At 53.9% G+C, this 21532-nt stretch carries 15 protein-coding genes; 9 read left to right on the top strand and 6 right to left on the bottom strand.

What is annotated here, in order from left to right:
• Positions 1–188: 188 nt before the first annotated feature.
• Positions 189–1997, top strand: a complete 1809-nt coding sequence (locus BMW65_RS20645) for an alpha-L-fucosidase (protein WP_245747709.1) — start codon at positions 189–191, stop codon at positions 1995–1997.
• A 15-nt stretch (positions 1998–2012) separates the two neighbouring features.
• Entirely contained in the window at positions 2013–4325 is a 2313-nt protein-coding gene (locus BMW65_RS20640; RefSeq protein ID WP_245747708.1) for a glycoside hydrolase family 95 protein, read from the top strand.
• A 21-nt stretch (positions 4326–4346) separates the two neighbouring features.
• Here the strand turns inward: BMW65_RS20640 and BMW65_RS20635 are convergent, their stop codons facing one another.
• The 6 genes from BMW65_RS20635 to BMW65_RS20610 all read right to left on the bottom strand — a co-directional run bounded on the left by BMW65_RS20635 (position 4347) and on the right by BMW65_RS20610 (position 12263).
• Complete coding sequence (locus tag BMW65_RS20635; RefSeq protein WP_090608468.1) at positions 4347–5813, bottom strand: glycine--tRNA ligase; 1467 nt, start codon at positions 5811–5813, stop codon at positions 4347–4349.
• Positions 5814–5886: 73 nt separating this feature from the next.
• Positions 5887–6645, bottom strand: coding sequence for an SDR family NAD(P)-dependent oxidoreductase (locus BMW65_RS20630; RefSeq protein ID WP_090608464.1), 759 nt, complete (start codon positions 6643–6645; stop codon positions 5887–5889).
• 16 nt (positions 6646–6661) lie between these two features.
• The gene (locus BMW65_RS20625) at positions 6662–7759 is read right to left on the bottom strand and encodes a DUF2891 domain-containing protein (protein ID WP_090608462.1); all 1098 of its coding nucleotides are present in this window, start codon (positions 7757–7759) and stop codon (positions 6662–6664) included.
• 55 nt (positions 7760–7814) lie between these two features.
• The gene (locus BMW65_RS20620; RefSeq protein WP_090608460.1) at positions 7815–8873 is read right to left on the bottom strand and encodes an AI-2E family transporter; all 1059 of its coding nucleotides are present in this window, start codon (positions 8871–8873) and stop codon (positions 7815–7817) included.
• Between the two features lie 38 nt (positions 8874–8911).
• Entirely contained in the window at positions 8912–9679 is a 768-nt protein-coding gene (locus BMW65_RS20615) for an enoyl-CoA hydratase/isomerase family protein (RefSeq protein ID WP_090608459.1), read from the bottom strand.
• A 28-nt stretch (positions 9680–9707) separates the two neighbouring features.
• On the bottom strand, positions 9708–12263 hold the full coding sequence (locus BMW65_RS20610; protein WP_090608457.1) for a DUF5686 and carboxypeptidase-like regulatory domain-containing protein: 2556 nt from the start codon (positions 12261–12263) through the stop codon (positions 9708–9710).
• Between the two features lie 192 nt (positions 12264–12455).
• Here BMW65_RS20610 and BMW65_RS20605 point away from each other — a divergent pair, with 192 nt between their 5' ends.
• The 7 genes from BMW65_RS20605 (at position 12456) to BMW65_RS20575 (ending at position 21466) form a co-directional block, all read left to right on the top strand.
• On the top strand, positions 12456–13550 hold the full coding sequence (locus tag BMW65_RS20605) for a hypothetical protein (protein ID WP_090608455.1): 1095 nt from the start codon (positions 12456–12458) through the stop codon (positions 13548–13550).
• Positions 13551–13639: 89 nt separating this feature from the next.
• Complete coding sequence (locus BMW65_RS20600) at positions 13640–14320, top strand: response regulator transcription factor (protein WP_090608453.1); 681 nt, start codon at positions 13640–13642, stop codon at positions 14318–14320.
• An 11-nt stretch (positions 14321–14331) separates the two neighbouring features.
• Positions 14332–15690 carry a sensor histidine kinase gene (locus BMW65_RS20595; RefSeq protein ID WP_090608451.1) on the top strand — a complete coding sequence of 453 codons (1359 nt, stop codon included), beginning with the start codon at positions 14332–14334 and terminating at the stop codon, positions 15688–15690.
• Positions 15691–15753: 63 nt separating this feature from the next.
• A complete protein-coding gene (locus BMW65_RS20590) occupies positions 15754–15963 on the top strand; it encodes a Sec-independent protein translocase subunit TatA/TatB (RefSeq protein ID WP_090608449.1) in 210 nt (69 codons plus the stop codon).
• Positions 15964–15965: 2 nt separating this feature from the next.
• Entirely contained in the window at positions 15966–17261 is a 1296-nt protein-coding gene (locus BMW65_RS20585) for a TolC family protein (RefSeq protein ID WP_090608448.1), read from the top strand.
• A 30-nt stretch (positions 17262–17291) separates the two neighbouring features.
• On the top strand, positions 17292–18377 hold the full coding sequence (locus BMW65_RS20580; RefSeq protein WP_090608446.1) for an efflux RND transporter periplasmic adaptor subunit: 1086 nt from the start codon (positions 17292–17294) through the stop codon (positions 18375–18377).
• Complete coding sequence (locus tag BMW65_RS20575) at positions 18374–21466, top strand: efflux RND transporter permease subunit (RefSeq protein ID WP_090608444.1); 3093 nt, start codon at positions 18374–18376, stop codon at positions 21464–21466. The genes BMW65_RS20580 and BMW65_RS20575 overlap by 4 nt, the downstream gene beginning before the upstream one ends.
• The last annotated feature ends 66 nt before the right edge of the window (positions 21467–21532 follow it).

The following is a 21532-nucleotide window of genomic DNA, read 5'->3' as shown; positions in this document are numbered from 1 at the left end:
GATTTATCTTTACTTCCTGAATATAAACCAAAGTTAGCATGATGTTTCGCCACGTTATAAATCTTGCAGTATTGGGAGTGGTATCCGTTGCCAGCCTGACAAGGTGCAACTCGACAGAGGACCATTTGCAAGACGAGCCTACCCCTTATGGTCCAATACCCACAACGGCGCAATTAAACTGGCATGAGATGGAGTTATATTGCCTTATCCATTTTACACCTACTACTTTTCAAAATAAAGAATGGGGATTTGGGGATGCTTCCGCGAGCCTGTTCAATCCGCCGCGTTTTGATGCCAATCAAATTGCCGCCGCGGCAAAAGCCGGCGGATTCAAGGGGCTGATATCTGTGGCCAAGCATCATGACGGATTTTGTCTGTGGCCAACAAAGACCACGGATTATAACATTGCTAATAGCCCTTGGCGTGATGGCAAGGGAAATATGGTCAAGGAATTTGCAGATGCGGCGCGAAAGCAGGGACTCCAATTCGGTGTATATGTATCGGCATGGGATCGCAATCATCCGCAATACGGAAATCCGGAGTATGCAGATGCCTACCGCGAACAGTTGCGCGAATTGTATAGCAATTACGGGGAACTGTTTACCAGTTGGCACGATGGTGCCAATGGCGGTGATGGTTACTACGGCGGGGCCAACGAAACTCGCCGCATCGACCGCGCTACTTATTATGAATGGGAGGAAAAAACCTGGCCTATTACTCGGGAGATGCAACCCACGGCGGTGATTTTTAGCGATATCGGCCCAGATGTACGATGGGTGGGCAATGAGAAGGGCATCGCTGCGGAGACGTCGTGGGCTACGTTTACACCTGTTGCACCTGACGGTGGCAAACCTGCCCCCGGTCATATTGATGGGCAGTTTCTCGGTAGCGGGCAGCGTGATGGTAAGTATTGGATTCCTGCGGAGTGTGACGTGCCGCACCGTCCGGGATGGTTTTACCATCCCGAGCAAGACGATCAGGTAAAAACCCCCGACCAACTTTTTGATCTTTATCTCAACAGTGTAGGCCGGGGTGCGGCGTTCAACCTGGGCTTGGCCCCTAATACGGAGGGGTTGTTGCATCCCAATGATGTGGCATCCTTAAAAGGGTTTGGCGAAAAATTGACCAAAACCTTTGCTGAAAACTTGGCTTTCGGTGCATCATTTGATGCATCCAACATCCGGAAAGGCAACAAAAAGTATTTTGGCCCGGCTAACCTGCTGAATGACGACCGCTATAGCTACTGGGCTACGGATGATGACGTGACCCAGCCCGAATTGATCATTGAATTAAAAGCGGAAACCACTTTTGACCTCATACGCCTGCGTGAAAACATCAAGCTGGGGCAACGGCTCGACAGCGCATGGGTGGATGTTTGGCAGGACGGCTCCTGGCAGCCATTGGCCATGGCCACAAGCATCGGTGCCAGCAGGCTTATCCAGTTGGACGAGCCGGTTACCACTGAACGGCTGCGACTGCGCTTGTTTGCACCGGTTGCCGTAGCATTGAGTGATTTTGGCCTGTTCAAAATAGCGGAGGTAGACTTCGCCTTACAGGGCGCAGCGCGCACGCGTGCCGACCGTTCGCTGTGGCGTGTCATGGCTGGCCCATTGCGTGGGAGTGATCCCGTATTGGCTGTAGATGGTAAGCCGGAGACGTTTTGGCTGACGAATGAAGTAGACTTGCCCGTGCCTATCAGCGTAGACATGGGTAAGCTGGAAACGATTACCGGTATCGGCTATCTTCCCCGGCAGGATGGAAATCCAGTGGGGTTGGTAAGCCGCTATGTGTTTGAAACGAGTATGGATGGAAGCGACTGGGAGATCGTGACCCGAGGCGAATTTTCCAATATTGCAGCCAATCCCATCTTGCAGTATGTCGATTTTGGCAAAGCGGTGCAAGCCCATTATTTCCGGTTTAGCATAGACGCAGTGGCCAACGTCACCAGCAATCGGTCGGCAGTATCCATTGCGGAATTTGAAGTGTATGGCAATTAAATGGTTTATTGGAAAATGAAGAAATATGGATTGATGGGTATTTATGTCGCTGCCCATATGGCCTTATCGGCTAAAGAGCCATTGCAACTCTGGTACGACAAGCCCGCGAAGGCATGGGAAGCAACCCTGCCCTTGGGCAATGGTCGCTTGGGCATGATGCCCGACGGCGGTATAACTAGCGAGAAGATTGTATTGAATGACATTACCCTTTGGTCGGGCAGCCCGCAGGATCCTAATAATTACGAGGCCTATAAAAGCGTGGGGGATATCCAAAAGCTGTTGTTGCAAGGCCGCAATGACGAAGCCGAAAAGCTGGTAAATGCCAATTTTGTGTGCGTGGGGGCAGGCAGTGGCCACGGCAATGGTGCCAATGTGCCCTTCGGATGCTTCCAGACGCTCGGCGAATTGCTTATTCAATATCATCATGGAAAAGGAGAAGTCCGGGACTACCGCAGGCAGTTGGATATCCCCACGGCTATTGCTTCCACCGAATACTATGCGACAGGTGTCCATTACCAGCGGGAATACTTTACCGCTTTTGACGGCGATGTCGGCATCATCCGGCTTACGGCAGACCAGCAACAAGCCTTGGACTTTTCGGTGACGTTGGCTCGTGAGGAGCAGGGACATACCAACGTGGTAGACGATGAATTGCAACTTTCGGGAGCATTGGACGATGGGTATGGACAGCAAGGCATGCAGTACATGGCCCGTGTGCGTATCCAGCATAAGGGAGGTAAGCTGGTCAAGGAAGGAAATGCGCTGCGGGTAATTGGGGCCGATGAAGCCACCTTATATTTTTCTGCCGCCACGGATTTCAGGGGCAACCCGTTTGCGACACAGTCGGCCGCCCTCTTGGCAGCAGCCATGGCACGGCCTTATGGCACCCTACGGGAACGCCACATCGCCGCATTCCGGCAGCTATTCGATAGGGTCTCGTTGGCGATAGCTGGGCAGGATGCCTCCGATATTCCTACTGATGAGCGGTTGAAACGGTTTTTTGACGAGCCAGCCAGTGATAATGCGTTGGCCGCCTTATACTTCCAGTATGGGCGCTACTTGAGTATTTGCAGCACTCGTCCCGGCTTGTTGCCGCCCAATCTTCAAGGATTATGGGCTCATCAAATACAAACGCCATGGAATGGCGACTACCACCTCAATATCAATGCACAGATGAACCACTGGCCGGTGGAAGTGGGTAATCTGTCGGAATTGCATGAGCCGTTTATCGATATGATTAAGGACATTGCGCAGGCGGGGAAGAAGACGGCAAAAGCGTATTACAATGCGCCGGGTTGGGTGTGTTATATGATGACCAACGTATGGGGCTATTCGGCTCCCGGCGAGCAAGCATCCTGGGGATCCAGCACGGCGTCGGGCTGGCTATGCAACCACCTGTGGGAGCACTACCTGTTTACCAACGATACCGCATACCTGGCCGAAGTCTTTCCGGTACTGCAAGATGCCGCCCGCTTCTACCATCATACACTCATCAGGGAGCCACGGTACGGCTGGCTGGTCACGGCCCCTTCCGTATCGCCTGAGAATGCGTTCATCATGCCGAATGGCCAGCGGGCAAGCGTAGTAATGGGCCCTACTATAGACAACCAAATCGTGCGCGAGTTGTATAATAATGTGATTGCCGCTGCCGATGCATTGGGTTTGCGCGATGCTTTTGTAGACACGCTGCGTCATGATATGGACCTGCTACCTCCACCGGTGCAGGTGGGTCGCGACGGTCGCGTAATGGAATGGCTGGAGGAATATGAAGAGCCCGAGCCCCAACACCGCCATGTATCCCATCTTTATGGGCTGTATCCAGCCGCTTTTGTCTCCCCGCAGACCACGCCCGAGTGGGCGGCGGCGGCAAAGAAAACGCTGAAGGTGAGGGGCGACGAAGGTACCGGATGGAGCCGGGCCTGGAAAATCCTCTTTTGGGCACGGTTGCAGGATGGCGACCATGCCTTGGAAATCCTGCGGCAGCTCCTTCAGCCCGCTATGAGCAGTGAAATCGATATGCGCGCTGGTGGCGGCACCTACCCCAATTTGTTTTGTGCCCACCCGCCCTTCCAGATAGACGGCAATTTTGGCGGGACGGCGGGTATCGCCGAGATGCTGTTGCAGAGCCATGCTGGATTCATCCATCTCCTGCCGGCATTACCTGCGGCATGGGCAACGGGTGAAGTGAAGGGATTGAAGGCACGGGGCAACTACACGGTGGATATCCGATGGCGGGATGGCAAGGTGGTGGATTATCGCATCCACTCGCCCTCCGGGACGTCTGTAGACGTGTTGGTAAACGGCCGGATGGAGTCTGCAGGGGGATAATCTCCCCAACAGTCTTATCGCTTATAGTCCGCCCAGCAAGTTTTTCCAACCTACTAAGTCGCTGACGATTTTTTCCAAGTCAGCCGCGGCCACGCGCTCCTGCTCCATACTATCGCGGTGGCGGAGCGTCACGGTGTCATCTTCCAATGATTGGTAGTCTACCGTGATGCAGAAAGGCGTGCCGATGGCATCCTGGCGACGGTAGCGTTTGCCGATGGAATCCTTTTCGTCGTATTGGACATTGTAATCGATTTTGAGCCGGCTGAGAATTTCCCGTGCCTTATCGGGCAGGCCATCCTTTTTGGTAAGTGGCAGGATAGCCGCCTTTACCGGTGCCAATGTGGGGTGGAAGTGCAGTACCGAACGTGAATCCTGCTTGTCGGCTGTACTCAAATCCTGCTCCTCAAACGCATTACACAGTACGGTCAGAAACAGCCTATCCAGGCCGATGGACGTTTCAATCACATAAGGCACATAGTTTTGGTTGATTTCCGGATCAAAATACTGCAGCTTTTTGCCCGAGTATTTTTGGTGCTGGCTGAGGTCGAAGTCTGTCCGTGAGTGGATGCCTTCTACTTCCTTGAAGCCAAATGGAAACTCGTATTCGATATCCACAGCGGCATTGGCGTAGTGGGCCAACTTCACATGGTCATGGTAGCGGTATTTTGCCGGATTGCCCCCAATGGCGAGGTGCCATTTCAGGCGGGTAGCTTTCCACTGGTTGTACCAATCGAGCTCCGAGCCGGGCCGCACGAAAAATTGCATTTCCATCTGTTCAAATTCGCGCATGCGCATGATGAACTGGCGGGCAATCACCTCATTGCGGAAAGCTTTGCCAATCTGGGCAATACCGAAGGGCACCTTCATCCGACCGCTTTTTTGCACATTCAGGAAGTTGACAAAGATTCCCTGGGCTGTTTCCGGCCGCAGGTATACCGTCTCCGCATCTTCAGCCGAAGCGCCCATCTGCGTGGAAAACATCAGGTTGAATTGCCGCACGTCCGTCCAGTTTTTAGTACCGGATATGGGGCATACGATATCGTGAGTTTCGATGAGCGCTTTGAGTTTGGGGAGGTCATCTGCATTCAGCGCAGCGTCGAGATCGCCCTGCAATTGCTGGGCTTCTTCCGTTTTGCCGTCCGCTTCATAGCGCGCTATCTTATCTTCGATAAGCTGATCCGCCCGATAGCGCTTTTTCGAATCCTTATTGTCTATCATCGGGTCGTTGAAGCCATCCACATGGCCGGAGGCCTTCCATGTGGTGGGGTGCATGAAGATGGCGGCATCGATACCCACGATGTTCTCGTGGAGTTGTACCATGGCTTTCCACCAATAAGCTTTGAGGTTGTTTTTGAGTTCGGCACCCAATTGCCCGTAGTCATATACGGCGCTCAGGCCGTCATATATTTCGCTTGAAGGAAACACAAAACCGTATTCCTTGGCGTGTGAAATTACGTTTTTGAAGAAATCGTCCGTCTGTTTGCTCATAAGACGGCAAACTTAGATAAAATGCCCCGTATTCGCGAACACATATTCAACAAAAAATGCAGTACAGCGAGGGTCAGTGCACGTATGAGGCGGCGTTGATGTCTATCGTACTGCCGGTGGCATGGTCTGCCAATCCCGAGCAAAGCAGCGTCACCATCGGCGCGATATCCTTGGGCTCCGTGAGCATAGGCAATGCAATATCGTTCAGTGCATAATCCTCTCCGTATTGATCCATGAAATCCTGTGCCATGTCGGTACGAGTAAATCCGGGCGCTACGATAAACGCCTTAATTCCATCCTTTCCGTAGTAGCGGGCGAGCGACCGTGTAAAGCCTACGATGGCTGACTTGGAGGCGGCATAAGCCAGGTAGTCGGGCGTATCGCCACGGAATGCCGCCCGCGAGGAGATGTTGATGATCCGGCCGTTCTTATAGGCTCTTGCGTGTTCGATAAACTCCTTGCAGATGACGGCCAGCGCATGGAGGTTTACATTGATGGTTTCCTGCCAGGCTGCCAGCCAGGCATCCGTTGGGCTATTGTCTGGAATGGACAGTGCGATGCCTGCGTTGTTGACCACGGCATCGATTCGTCCGTATTGATTTGCCAAGCGGGGGATCCATCCTTTCACCGCTTCGAGGTCGGCCAAGTCGCAGGGCACCAGCGCTACCTCACCGGGGAGGTTGTCTCTGAGCTTTTCGGCAGCGGCGGCATTTTTATGATAGTGGAGCAGCACATTGGCTCCGGACTGGGCCAGTTGGTTTGCGATGGCCGCGCCTATACCCCTGGAGGCCCCGGTGACTAAGATGCGTTGCTGATCTAATGAAACGTTCATGCGTCAAAAACTAATTTCAAGGATTATGCTGGGCGGTGAGTGCATATACGGCGAAGGAGGCCAGCCAGTGTTCGCCCATGTAGTCGCCACTGGCCACCTGTGGCAAGGCAGCTTTCAGGTGCACGTTAGCCAGTGCCGTCAGGCGTTCCTCATTTTTGCCGGCGTGGTGGGCAATGCCATACAGGCACCAGGCACGGCTCAGGTTCAGGCCATCGAGATGGACAAGCTTGCCGTCGGTACGGTCGCTTACGGTACCCGGTTCAAGGTCGAAGGACTTTTTAAACAGCTGGGGGAGGAAACTTTTCAGCCATTTGCGGTACTCGGTATCCGGCAATATGCGCCACATTAAATCCGCTTCTTCCAGGCAGGGGCTTAGGAAGTCCGCGCCTCCCGGTTCCCAATTGAGCGGGCAGCCGGTATCCTGCACGTAGAAACGCACGGCCGTCTGATGGATGACGTCTTTCAGCCCTGTATCATTCACCAGCGCCGCATAGTCATAGGCCAGCCGGAGACCGAAGGCCAGGTTGGGATGTTCGCCCACGCGGATAGCATAGTTCATTTTGGGGAGGTATTCCCGGTATAACCGAGCCAGCAAATCGGCCAACGGCTGCAGGTTGTTGCTCAATTGTTTGCCCAGCGGATCTTCCCAAGATAATAGCTCGGACTGGAGCTGGAGCAGCCATGCCCAGCCATACGTCCGTTCGAAGCTCTGGTTGAGCCCTTCGAAAAGCTCCGCCTCCTTGGCAACATTTACGGCGCTGAGATTTGCGGCAAGTTTGCGTTTTATCTCGGCGGCTTCCGGCAGGTTGGGAAAAAGCTTCAGCAGCCGTATCAGCATCCAATGTCCGTGCACGCTACTATGCCAGTCAAAGCATCCGTAGAATGCAGGATGGTAGTTGATGGGTTCTTGGATGAGCGTAGTGTCAGCAAAAACAATCCCTGTTTTATACGGATAGGCCTGCTGCATGCACGCTAGGGGCAGCTGGGCAAGATGCGAAGCACCTGCTAGCGTGAGTCTGAGGGTACCTCCTTCCGCCACATAATGGGCCGGCGCTTGGGCACGGCTCATGCCATAGGTACATAACAGTAGGAATAAAAGTGTGATATTGCGCATAGTTGTTGAATATGACACCAAAGATAGGATTGCCCGCGCAATTAAAAAAATCGAGCTATGCAGTAGGCTTCGGGTCTTTCACCACGATTTCATCGCCCAAAGCCATTTCTTTCTTATTCGCCTCATAAATGCGCACGGTGATGAGAAAATAAGACAGGAGCAGCGGCCCGTACACCAGCCCCATCACGCCAAATAGCGGCAAGCCGATGATGACGCCTACTACGGTAATGATGGGATGGATATCCCCTACCCGCTTGGCAATGACCAGCCGCAAGACATTGTCGATGTTGATGACCACCACAAACCCGTATATTAACAGCCCAATCGCACCGACGTTGTTGCCCTGTGTGAACGCGATGATAGCCGCAGGCACAAAAATAAGCGGGGGGCCAAGCAAAGGGACGAACGAGAGTATGGCACATATCACTCCCCAGAATAGCGCATCGTCGAATCCGAATATCCAAAAGCCAATGGAAAGGCATCCGCCCTGTACCAATGCGATGAGCGTCTGGCCCAACACGTTGGAATAGGTGATGTTGCGCAGTTCGTGACCAAACCGTATGGCATTTTCCACCTTGAACGGCGAATAGCGGAGTAACCCCCGTTCGAAACTGCGGAAGTTGACCAAGATGAAATACAGCAAAAAATACATGACCGTGATGTCCAGAAAGAGGCCAGCAGCGCCACTAAGGAGTGAAGTAAAAAGGCCTCCCAGGTAAGAAGCACTCCGCTCCAATTGCTCTTGGAGTAAATCCGGTCTACCCAATTTGTCGCCGACAAACTCGTTGACGGTATCTACGATATTTTTAACCCACTCGGGATTTTTTACCAAGCTGATGATTTTGTTGGTCAGCATGGTGCCAATGCCCAGGAAAGGCAATACGATGATGAGAAAAGAAATGACGATGATAATTACGGCAACGAGTGGGCGGCGCCACTTCAGGTGTTCGACCATCCACATGTTGAGGGGCCTGAATATCGTATACATGACCATGGTGCCGAGCAGTGCGCCGATGATGCCTCTCACCGCATACAGGATAACGGCTCCCAATACGATCAGGAGCACAAGGGTAATGATATTCCGCTCTTTTTGGTTGAATACAGAATAGGACATACATCAAATCGATAAGCACTTTACCAATAAACGTTTAATCAGAAGTTTGGTTTTCGCTTCTCCAAAAACGCCGATACGCCTTCCTTAAAGTCTGGCGTGCCGAAGCATTGGCCAAATTCCCGGATTTCGGTTTCGAATCCCTGTTGTGTGAGGCCCGCATTCACAGCCCGGATAGCCGCTGCCACAGCATTCGGCGAGCGGGAGGCAATACGAAGGAGCAGGCTGGTAGCCTTCGGGATCAAGTCGGCAGGTTCCACCACGTGATTTACCACGCCATATTCCAGTGCTTCCGCTGCCGATATCATATCGCCAGTGAGGATGATTTCCAGCGCTTTCCCCCGCCCTACCAGTTGGGTGAGGCGTTGCGTCCCACCATATCCCGGTATCAGGCCCAGCGAGACTTCCGGTAGCCCCAGCTTGGCGTGGGTAGCGGCAATGCGGATATGGCAGGCCAATGCCAGTTCGAGGCCCCCGCCCAATGCGTAACCATTGATAGCAGCTATAACAGGCTTGTTGGCATGGTGTATGCGATCAAATACGGCGGTATGCCCTTCCTGCGCCAGCTCACGTCCTTGCTGAGCATCGAAGGCAGCAAACTCGGCAATGTCTGCTCCTGCCACAAAAGCCTTTTCGCCAGCCCCTGTAAGGATGATGCCCCGTACGCTATCCGTAGCCATCGCATCGCTTATCGCATCATGCAATGCTGCCAGCGTGGGCTTATTCAACGCATTCAATTTGTCCTCCCTGTTGATGACGATATGCCGTATCGGACCTTCGTCACGGATTACTAAGTTTTGGTATGCCATGGTGTTTATTTTAAATACTCAGCGCAGACTAAAAATCTACCTTTACGCTAAAGCGTATCCCGCCTTTGTCAATGTCGGGATGGTCAAGATACGACAATCTCCGCACATATTCCACCCGAAGTACATTCAGGATGTTTTCAAGGCCTACACTGGCTTCCATATACGGTTTGCGCGTCAGCGCAAACGTGGTGGCACGACCCTGCTCATCGGTGGGGAGCAAGAAGACATCGGGATTGTGCTGTGGTTGGTTTTCCGGCCGTACATTGCCATAGAGCAGTTTAAATCCTGCCAATTCCCGTATTTTCAATTTTTTCAGCAGCGGGATTTTATTGAGGATGAATCCATGCAGACGGTACTCGATATTCAGCTTGATGTATTGATCGCTCACAAATTCCAGGTTGTTCATCAAGCTGAAGGCATCCGGTGTCAGCACGTAGGTCTGGCTGGCATTGGGGATGTCCAGCAGCGGATAGGGTACCGTCCCGAAAATATATCCCGTCCCGACATTTACATCGGCGAGGCCCAGCTGGGAGAGGAACACCCGTTTAAACACGTTCAGCCGGAGCGCATGGTAGTTGTACTCGCCGCCCAGGATGCCACTCAGTCCCATGTTGTACCGCAGGTTGAACACAGGATATTCATTGATTATCGGCGTGCGCTCCAAATTGCGCTGATAGAACTCTTCATTTGGTGCCCAGCGCAGGTCAAGGCCAAGCTCTGACGTCCGCAGTGCACCAAGGGTATCCGCTGAAGGTCCTGCGGTGACGAAGTGCAGGCGGGCTGCGGGCGCTTGCCGTTGCATGGCTAAAAATGTTTGGAGCATCACATGGTTGCCAAATTCGATGACGTGGTTGAGTCTGAAGGCGTGGTGATACAGCCAGTTGTACTGCTCACCACTGCGAAACGAACGCGTGAAGCTATCGCCGTTGCGGAATCCGAGCAGTTGGCCCGGCTCTCGTGCATCTTGGTGATAAGTCGCCTGTAGGTAGTGCGCCGGATATTCCCCCACGCGGTGGCCATTGAGCGTGTGGGCCAGGGATCCGAATACCTTTATCCGATTGTCACGAAATCCATAAGCCGTGTACGCCTCACCGTACAGTTGTTCTGAAAATTGGCGGGTCGTCCGTCCGCTCAGCCTTATCCTGCTGCCTTCAAGGTCGTTGTGGGTGTATGAATATTCCACCGGGCCAAATTCCACCGGCCCTGCGTAGAGGAAGCTCTGGGAGAGCAGGTAGCCCAGCTTCAGCGTTCGCCGGAATGCCCGGTTGCGATGCAAGCTATCGATATTGACATACGTCTTGGCCTCTACTTCCGTCAGTTGCACGGGGCGTTTATCCTGCCAGTGACTTTCCGTTTTTAGTTCCGCATCGTCGGCTTTCACCCATTGCTGACCACTAAAGGTACCGGATGGAATGGCCGTTTCCGTATCATAGTTTTCAAAAGCGAGTGTACGCTGGCCAAAGGCCCCGCGTTTGCCTTCGAATAGTCCGAAGTTGATTTGCACATCGCTGTACGCCAGCAGGTAGATGCCACTGCGGTGGCGGCTGAAGCGCAGGGAGATATCGATCTGGTTGACCCAATTGAGGTTGGCGCGGTGGTCTATCCAGATGTCCGCACGGCGAATGCCGTAGTTGCCGTCGAGTGTTACCTGCAATTTGCCGGAGAATAGTCTGTCTTCCTCATTCCGGGGTATGAAAGTGAGCTCCACGAACTGCCCTTCCGCATTGGAGATGGTGTCTGTGATAAAAAATTTGTAAAACAACGGGGCGGCATCTGCCGTAGGGCCAAGAAACGGCTTATTGAGGATCAGGATGTTGTTTTCATAGATATCCACATCGGTGTGGATAAATTTGAAATACGTCTCAATGTTCTGATTGTTGACGTACCGTTGGTCGAGTTCCGTCTTCTTATGGGCGGTTACTATCGTTTTTCCGGCCTTGGGATGTAGCCGTTCATACCGTTGTGATAAGCTTTCCTCCAGGTAGATGGGCAATAGCGAACGCCCTGGCACTAACGTGGTGTCCACATTTTCCAAGGCAAACCGGTATCCCCGCGTTAGCGCATTGTTGGTAATGGACTTGGGTACATCGCTCACGGCCATCATGATTTTTTCGTAAGCGTCGAAGGATACATAGTCAAATCGCGAGGGACGGTTTACACGTTTGTGAGCAATGACTTGGCGGATGAGTTCCACCGCCGGATTATCGCGGTTGCGGTAGCGCCCTTTGCCGCTTACTACCACTTCATCGAGTGTTTGTGCATCCTCATCCAACTCAACATCGATGGTCTGTGATATGCCTGAGACCAGTTGCCTGATCATGGGTTTGTATCCCAATGCGTTGAATCGGATATGTGTTGCCGTCGCCTCAAGCTGTATGCGGTAGTGGCCTGCGCTGTCCGTGGAAGTGCCCTTTGAAGCATTGGGCAGCGATACTGTCACGCCCGCGATCCCCACTCCGGTAGCTGCATCCGTTACCGTTCCGCTGACGGTTATTTGCGCCAATGCTACGGAGAGGGTCAGGATCACCCCCGATATTACCAAGCCTGTCTTAACTATCGTAACATTGATGCATCTTATGCTCATAAACAACCCATTGCCGTCTTTCGTCTAACGTATACTAACGTTTATAAACGTGCCCAAGATACAATTTGTTGGGCACGTTTGGTGCAAAAGTTCAGTTTCTGTGATGACAGTCATTTTCCTACTGTTGGTATTTTTCCGACTATTTTTTGCAGCACATCAAACAAACCAAGCCTTTTGTGTTTATTTGTAACGATGGAGATGACAATTATTCGCAATCGGGGCCACAGGCGTGGCAGCTCGGGCCTGCTTTATGGTGGAATCATTTGGTTAGCATTATCACTATACGCCTGCCAGTCAATCAACGGCAGCGGAGCTACTGCAGACGCACATACCGCAGATACCTTGGCGGTCAATGTCGTCGAAGTGGCTGACGTGCCGCACCCACAGGAGCCTGCTACGGCCACGGTCGATTCTGCGGCCTATCACGAGGTGTTGCACGCGCTCGCCAATGGCGACACGACCGGTCGTTGGCCGGTAGCTGATCAGCCCCTGCCCCCATCGGACGCCATCCTACCCCACAAGCGTATTATCGCGTTTTACGGTAATTTATATTCCAATAGGATGGGCATCCTCGGCGAGCTCCCGCCGGATGAGATGCTGGACAAGCTGGATGGGGAAGTCGCGCGGTGGAACGAAGCAGATACCGCTACCGAAGCTATTCCGGCACTCCACTATATTGCCGTCACCGCGCAGGGCAGTGCCGGCAGGGATGGCAAGTACCGCGCCCGCATGCCGTTTAGCCAAATCGACTCCGTACTCCGCATTGCGGAGAAAAGGAACGCCCTTGTATTTCTGGACATCCAGGTCGGCTTCAGTACCCTGGCCGATGAGGTGCCTCGCCTGGATACGTTTCTCCGGATGCCCCATGTACATCTGGGGATTGATCCGGAGTTTTCGATGAAAGACGATTCGCCCCCCGGTAAGCGCATAGGCCATTTCACGGCGGATGATATCAATTTTGCAGCCCAGCACCTGGCTGAGCTGGTTCGTGCGCACGGGCTGCCACCAAAGGTATTGGTGGTACACCGCTTTACGCAGGGGATGGTGAGGGACTATCGGCAGATAAAGTTACAGCCGGAGGTACAGGTGGTCATCGATATGGATGGCTGGGGTGCTCCGGCACTCAAGAAAAACACCTACCACAGCTACGTCTACCGGGAGCCCGTGCAGTTTACTGGCTTTAAATTTTTCTACAAAAATGATTTGACAAGGCCGCCACACCGGATGATGACCCACGAAGAGGTATTAGCATTGACGCCAAAGCCTATTTATATCCAGTATCAGTAAGATAGGATGGCTCGTCCCATCGCGGGGCAACTGTAAATTATACCTGCCAAAATTGGATTTGGCTATCTCGAACGCTAACTTTGGCCATCATGAACATTCTGCTCATCGAAGACGACAGTCGTATCAGTGATTTTGTGATAAAGGGCTTGGAGGAGGCGGGATACAGCGTGGCGCTGGCCACGTCTGCCGAAGCTGCGCGGGAGCTGGTGAATAGCCACGATTGGGATACCATCTTGATGGACATCATGCTGCCCGGCATAGATGGGGTACAGCTTACCAAGCTCATCCGCTACCGCCGCAATCAGACGCCCATTCTGGTGATCAGTGCATTGGACGGACCCGATGACAAGGTCAACGCGCTGGACAGCGGTGCTGATGATTACCTCGTGAAGCCCTTCCATTTCAAAGAGTTGCTTTCGCGCATCAACGCACTCGTGAGGCGCTCCAAATTGGCCCATCAGGCTGACAGCAAGATTTACCGGAGCGGCATGCTCACGGTCAATGCGACCGAGCACGCCGTTTCATGGGGCGAAGACCGGGTGGAACTGTCACCCAAGGAATACAAGCTCCTGGTCTACTTTCTCGAACATCCGGGCCGCGTGCTGCCGCGTACGCAAATGCTGCATGCCGTGTGGGGGATCGACTATGACAACAGTACCAATGTCGTAGATGTATACATTTCTTACCTGCGTGCAAAAATTGAGCGCGGGGGCACAAAATTCATCCATACCGTCAAAGGTACCGGCTACCTTTGGAAGGAACCGTTATAAAACCTCGCACTATGACCATCCGCAATAGGCTCACGCTGATTTCGTCACTCACCTTCGGGGTGGTATTTGCCGTGGCAGCCTTTGCGGTATATTACACCTTCCATGTCACCTCCGAGCGCATCATCTTCAGCGAATTGCAGAAGACCGGGTTGTTGTCGGCCATGTTTTACCTCGAAGAAGACGAGCTATCCACGCGCGAGCACAACCGCATACGGACGGATTTCGAGGCCGAGATACAGCAGACGGATGTAAAGGTGTACGACAGTGCCGATCGGCTCCGGTATGGCAACGGCCAGTCCAAGGAGCAGGCGCCCGCTGCTGCGCTCCAGCGCATCCGGGAAGAAGGGCGGGTACAGTTCAAACGCGAAGGCTCCTATTATTATGGCCTTCATTATCCGGACAATCAGGGCGACTTCGTGGTAATCGTGGCCACAAGCAATGACTTCTTTGCCTCGCAGAGCAATCAATTGCTGCTCATGATGGGGGTCGCATTGGGCGTGGGCCTGCTGGTTATTTTCCTGCTCAGCTATTGGCTCTCCCGAATAGCCTATCGGCCCATTTCGTCGGTCATCCATCAGGTCAACCAGTTGCAGGCCGACAACCTGGAGACCGCGCTGACACTACCGCGGGCTAAGGACGAGCTTCACGAATTGGTCAACACATTCAATGGACTGCTGCTTCGCCTGTCAGACACCTTCGTTATCCAAAAAAATTTCATCAATTACGTGTCGCACGAATTCAAGACACCGCTGGCGTCCATCACCGGCAATCTTGAAGTATTCGCCCAGAAAGATCGTTCACCCGCCGAATACCGGGAGGTCAGCCAAACCGTATTGGCGCAGGTATCAGAGCTGGAGCGCATTTTCAACAACCTCATGATGCTCGCCGGACTACGCACTAATCCCCAGGGCAGCACCACGTACCGCGTGGATGAGCTACTGTGGGATGTACTGGATCGAATCTTTGATAGGTGGCCCGAGGCCAGACCGCTGCTCCACGTAGATGTCTCCGTACCCAATCCGGATAGCCTATCCGCGCGTGGGAATGGCCATCAGATGCAGATGGCCGTGTACAATCTGATAGACAACGCCGTTAAATATGCCAATGACCAACCCATACATGTTAGGCTGACCCAGCAAGGCAAGCTACTGCAGCTCATCATCGAGGACCACGGCAGCGGCATTGCTGCCGAAGAGCTGAAGCAGGTACACCGACCATTTTACCGGGGCGGCAATGTGGGCCATACCAAAGGAAGCGGCATCGGGCTGTCACTGGCGGTACTTATCTGCAAACAAAACGGCGTATCGTTTTCCCTCGCATCGGAGAAGGGGCAGGGCACCACCGTCACGCTGGGCTTTAGCCAACTTTAACCCCATTCTAAGCCGTTTCTAATGTTGCGGATTTACCTTTGCCGCAACTCAAAAATGCAGACTATGTTTTACGGAAGGACTATATTGCTGGGTGTCATGGGCATCGGTGGGCAGGAACTGCTCCTGATTGTCTTTGCCTGTTTGCTGCTCTTTGGCGGCAAGAAAATACCCGAACTGATGCGCGGCCTTGGCCGGGGTGTACGGGAGTTTAAGCAGGGGCAGGAAGAAGCGCCCCAATCGGAAGCGGTAGACCACCAATCGACTGAACAGTAGCGATGAGGAGCAGCTTTTTTTATTCGGTTGTAGCCCTGCTGTGCTGCCTTACGGCAACCGTTCATGGGCAGTCATCCGCCGATACCTTGGTGATGAGCCGTGCAGAGGCCGAGGCAGTCTTCTTGCAACGCAACCTGCAATTGCTGGCGGGCAAGCTGGAAATTGACGAAGCAAAAGCGAAAGTGATACAAGCCAAGCTGTGGCCCAACCCCACGCTCTCCATCGGGGAGGTCAATCTCTGGTCCAATGCCGGAGCCGAAGCGCTTGGTCACCTGTTTGGCACATGGGGCAATCACGCGCAGGTGGCCGTGGATGTAGAGCAACTCATCCAGACGGCGGGCAAGCGCAAGAAGCTCATCGCCATCGAAGAGACGGGCGCGGCGATTGCCGAGCAGGATTTCGAAGATTTGCTGCGCAGCCTCAAAGTCGAATTCCGAACCGAGCTAGCCCAGCTGTACAGCACCCAGCAGCGGCTGGGGACATACCAGCAGGTGCTCGGCCAACTGCAACGGTTGCTCGATGGCTATGGTCGGCAGGTACAGCAGGGAAACGTCAGCCGTAGCGAATACCTCCGGCTAAAAGCGTCGGAAGTAGCATTGATGAAAACCATTGACGACATCCGCAGGGAGAATGGCGAGGCCCAGCGGGCATTGAAGACCTGGATGGGCGTTGGACAACAGGAGACGCTGGTGCTGGCAGGCGAAGCCCTGCCCGATATACCCCTGGCGGCCATCCGCGCATTAGACGCCGGTACCGTGCAGGAGTGGGCACAAGCCCATAGTGCCGAGCTCACAGCCCTGCAACTGGGCGCTACTTATGCCGAACGCGAGCTCAGCTACGAGCGTGCGCAGCGCGTGCCGGATCTCACATTGAGTGCTGGCTACGACCGCGGAGGCAACATCATGCGCGATTTCATCGGGGTGGGTGTATCAGTAGACCTTCCCATATTCCATCGCAACCAAGGTCATATCAAAGCCGCCCAGTATCGATTGGAGCAAAGCTTGCTACGGGCTGAAGACAAAAAAAATGAAGTCTCGGGCCTCGCCGTCCAGGCGTGGAAAGACCTACTGGCCATTATCGCGCGCAAGGAGCATATCGGTGCCACATACGATGCCGATATGGAGGAACTGCTGGCGGGCTATCACAATAGCTTTGTCCAACGCCACATCAGTCTGCTGGAATACCTGGATTTTCTGGAGGCTTACCTCACGACCAAGGATACCTTGCTGGATACCGATAAGGAATTGCTGACGCAATATGAAACCCTACGGTACCATGTGGGAAATCAGTTTCCCTGATCGCTTTGAAGAAACAAAAAAACGCAACCCATGATACACACGATAAAATCGTACAGCTGGATAATGCTATTGCTTGCGGTCGCTTGTGACCAGCGCGAGCAACTGGTGGACGAACAGTCCGAAGGCTTCTGCCTGAGTGAAAACCTGCGTCATCAATTGGTGCTGGATACCTTGCGCGAGCGGGATATCACCCAGCATATAACGCTCACGGGCGAAGTCTCCTACAATCCCGATAAGGTGGTGCAATTCGTCAGCTGGATAGCAGGCATCGCCGTACAGACTCATTTTTCCCTGGGCGACTTCGTGCGGCAAGGGCAGGTGCTGGCCACCCTCAAAAGCCCCGCCCTCAATACGATGCTGGCCGAGCAACGGAGCCTTCAAGCCCAGCGGCAGCTGGCCGAGCGGCAATATACGGCGGCTCAGGGGATGTATGACGATAATATCGCTGCCGAGCGGGATCTCATCGAGACAAAATCCGCACTTGAAAAACTGGATGCCGAGCTGGCTAATATTGAGGCCAATCTGGCTCTTTTCCATCCCAATCCCGCACAGGGGATCTTTGAGATCCGATCGCCCTCCAGCGGCTACATCGTCGAGAAAAATATCAATCCCGGCATGCCCATCAACGATGGGGACAACCTCTTTACCGTATCGGGGCTTAGCGAAGTATGGGTAATGGCCAATGTCTACGCCACCGATATGCAATTTGTGCAGCAGGGCATGGACGTTGAGATACGGACGCTGGCCTATCCGGGGGCGGTTTTCCATGGGCGTATCTCGGCCCTTCCCCAGGTATTTGATAGCCATGAGCGGGTGCTCAAGGCCCGCATCGTGATTCCCAACGAAGGGCTTGAGCTGAAACCCGGCATGTCTGCCGATATCGCTGTGGAACGGCGCGGGGCGGGCAAGGCCGTAGCCTTGCCCGCAGACGCGGTTATCTTTGATGACAACCAGTATTTCGCTGTGGTATATGGCGGCGACTGCGATCTGCAACTGCGCCGGATCTCCTTTGTCGCGCGCGATGACCAGTGGTACTTCGTGGATAATGGGCTTGAGCCGGGCGAGCGCGTTGTTTCCCAAAACCATTTACTCATCTACGAAAGGATCAAGGGATGAAGAAGCTTGTGCAGGGAGTCGTCTCCTTTTCGCTCAAAAATACGTTTATTGTCTTTTTCTTTACCGCCCTCCTGCTGGGCGTAGGTATCTACTGCCTGGTGCATACCCCTATCGAGGCGTACCCCGACGTGACCAATACCAGGGCCCGCATCATCACCCAGTGGCCGGGTCGCAGCGCCGAGGAAGTCGAAAAGTTCGTCACGCTGCCAATATCCAAGGAGGTCAATACCATTCCGCGCAAGGCTGAGGTACGCTCCATCTCGCTATTTGGGCTATCCGTGGTGACCATTATCTTTGATGACGGGGTAGATGATTTCTATGCCCAGCAGTATGCCTCCAACCGCTTGCAGGGCGTAGACCTTCCCGAAGGCGCTGCCGCCGATATCGAGCCACCCTCCGGAGCCACGGGCGAGATATTCCGCTACGTGGTCAAAAGCGATTTGCCCATCAAGGAGGTGACGGCCATCCACGATTGGGTCATCGAACGAGAGCTGGTAGCCGTGCCGGGCGTGGCAGATGTGGTGAGCTTCGGCGGCGAAGAGAAAATCTACGAAATCAAAATCAACCCCACGGAGTTGGTCAACTATGACCTGTCGCCGCTGGACGTGTACGAAGCCGTCAGCAAAAGCAACATCAATGTGGGGGGCGATGTCATCCAGCGGGGTGACCAGGCCTACGTGGTGCGCGGTATTGGTCTGCTTGATAAAGTGGAAGACATCGAAAATATCCTCATCACCGTGCGGGGTAGTACCCCCATATTGGTAAAGCACGTGGCCGAAGTGGAAGTATCAGCTAAGCCCCGGCTGGGGCAGGTGGGCCTGCAAGACGATGATGACCTGGTAGAAGGCGTCGTCATCATGCTGCGGGGTGAGAATCCGGGCGAGGTCATCGCGCGGCTGAAAGACAAGATCACCGAGCTGAACGAACGCATCCTGCCCGTCAATGTCAAGATAGCCCCCTTTATCGACCGTACGGAACTGGTGGGCGCCACGGTACATACCGTAAGTAAAAACCTGATGGAAGGCATCGTACTGGTATCGGTTATCGTATTCATCTTCCTGTTCAACTGGCGCACTACGGTCATCGTCGCTTCCGTCATCCCGCTGGCGTTTCTCTTTGCCATCATCATGCTGCGCATCCAGGGCCTGCCTGCCAATCTCATTTCCATGGGCGCGCTGGATTTCGGATTGCTGCTGGAGGGGACGCTGGTCATCGTGGAGAGCGTGTTTGTGGGCATGCGCAAGCGCGCCGAGCTGGTGGGCATGGCGCGGTTCAACAGCTCCATCAAGCTGGGTATCATCAAGAAGAGCGTCGCCAGTGTAGCCACCTATGTGTTTTTTGCGCAGCTCATCCTCATCGTGGCCCTGCTGCCCATCTTTTCCTTCCAGAAGGTGGAGGGCAAAATGTTTTCGCCGCTGGCCTTCACGCTGGGATACGCCCTGCTGGGCTCGCTCATCCTCAGCCTTACCTATGTGCCTGCGATGTGCAAGGCATTGCTGCAAAAAAATATCCGCGAGCGCGAAAACGTGATTTCCCGCGCGTTCCACCACGGAGCTTCGCGGCTGTTTGCCTGGAGCCAGCGCCGCCGAAGGCTTACCCTTTGGGGCTTTGCCCTGTTGCTGGTAGCCTGCGTGGTGCGCTTCCTGTTTTACGGCTCGGAGTTTATCCCCAGCCTCAATGAAGGCGCCATTTATGTACGGGCTACCCTGCCCAACAGTGTCAACTTGGATGAATCCGTGAGGCTGGCGAAGGAGATGCGGCAGCGGCTACGGACATTTGACGAGGTCAAATTTGTGATGAGCCAGACCGGCAGGCCTAATGATGGTACCGACCCCACTGGATTTTTCAATATTGAGTTTCATATCCAGCTCTATCCCGAAGGGGAGTGGAAGCGGCATATCAGTAAAGAGCAACTGCTTGGCGAGATGCGCGCCGAGCTGGAGTCTTACCCCGGCATCAACTTTGGCTTCAGCCAACCCATCCAAGACAATGTGGAAGAGTATGTCGCGGGGGTCAAAAGCTCATTGGTAGTCAAGATTTTCGGGGACGACCTTTATCAATTGGAAGACTATGCCGGACAGGTGGAAAAAGCGTTAGTTTCGGTGCCGGGTATTACCGATTTGAAAGTTTATAAAAATATTGGCCTGCCGGAGCTGAGCATCCAGCTGCACGACCACAAGATGGCCCGCTACGCTGTAAACACGGCCGATGTGCAGGCCGTGGTAGCGATGGCCATCGGCGGGCAGGCCGCTACGCAGTTTTATGAAGATGAGCGGATATTTGACGTGCGGCTCCGCTTCCAGCAAGTGTATCGCGATGATGAGGAGAAGATTGGCAACATCCTGATCCCCACGATGGACGGCAAGTCCGTCCCACTGCGCGAGATTGCTACTATTGGCTTCCATACCGGGCCGGCCTTCATCTATCGGGAGGGCAGCAACCGCTACATCGGTGTAGGTTTCAGCATCGAGGGGCGCGATTTGGGCAGCACCATTGCCGAAGCCCAGCAGCGCGTGGCCGCCGAGGTAAACCTCCCGAAGAGCAACAAGATGGAATGGGCCGGCGAGTTTGAGAGCAAGGAGCGCGCATCGCGCCAGCTGGCCGTGGTGGTACCGGTGGTGCTGGTGCTTATCCTCTTTTTGCTGTATTTTAATTTCGGAAACTACAAAGACACGCTTGTGGCCGTGGGCACCATCCCCTTTGCCTTCATCGGCGGCTTCGTGTCGCTATGGGCTACCGGAACGGTATTCGGCATATCCGCCGGCATCGGGTTCATCATCCTGTTCGGCGTCAATACCATCAATGCCATCATCCTCATTGCGGTGATGAAAGAAAACCTGCTGCGCAGGAAGCTGCCGTTGGCCGAGGCTATCCGCCAGGGTGTAGACAGCCGCATCCGTCCTATCGTAATGATTGCGTTAATGGGATCAATGGGCTTATTGCCCGCCGCCCTATCCACCGGCATGGGGGCTGAAATCCAGAAGCCCCTGGCCATCATGATTGTAGGGGGGCTGCAAGTGTGCATGCTGTTGTCGTTTACCGTGTTGCCGCAGTTGTTTTACTGGATGTATCGCGGAGAGAGAAAATAGCGAGAATAACCATTGCACATGAGTTGCCGAAAGCTTAGCTTTGTTTATTATTCACCAGTTTTAAAC

The organism is Parapedobacter koreensis, assembly GCF_900109365.1.
Lineage (GTDB): Bacteria > Bacteroidota > Bacteroidia > Sphingobacteriales > Sphingobacteriaceae > Parapedobacter > Parapedobacter koreensis.
Note: the sequence above shows the minus strand (reverse complement) of the source record. Positions and strands in the feature narration are given on the sequence as shown.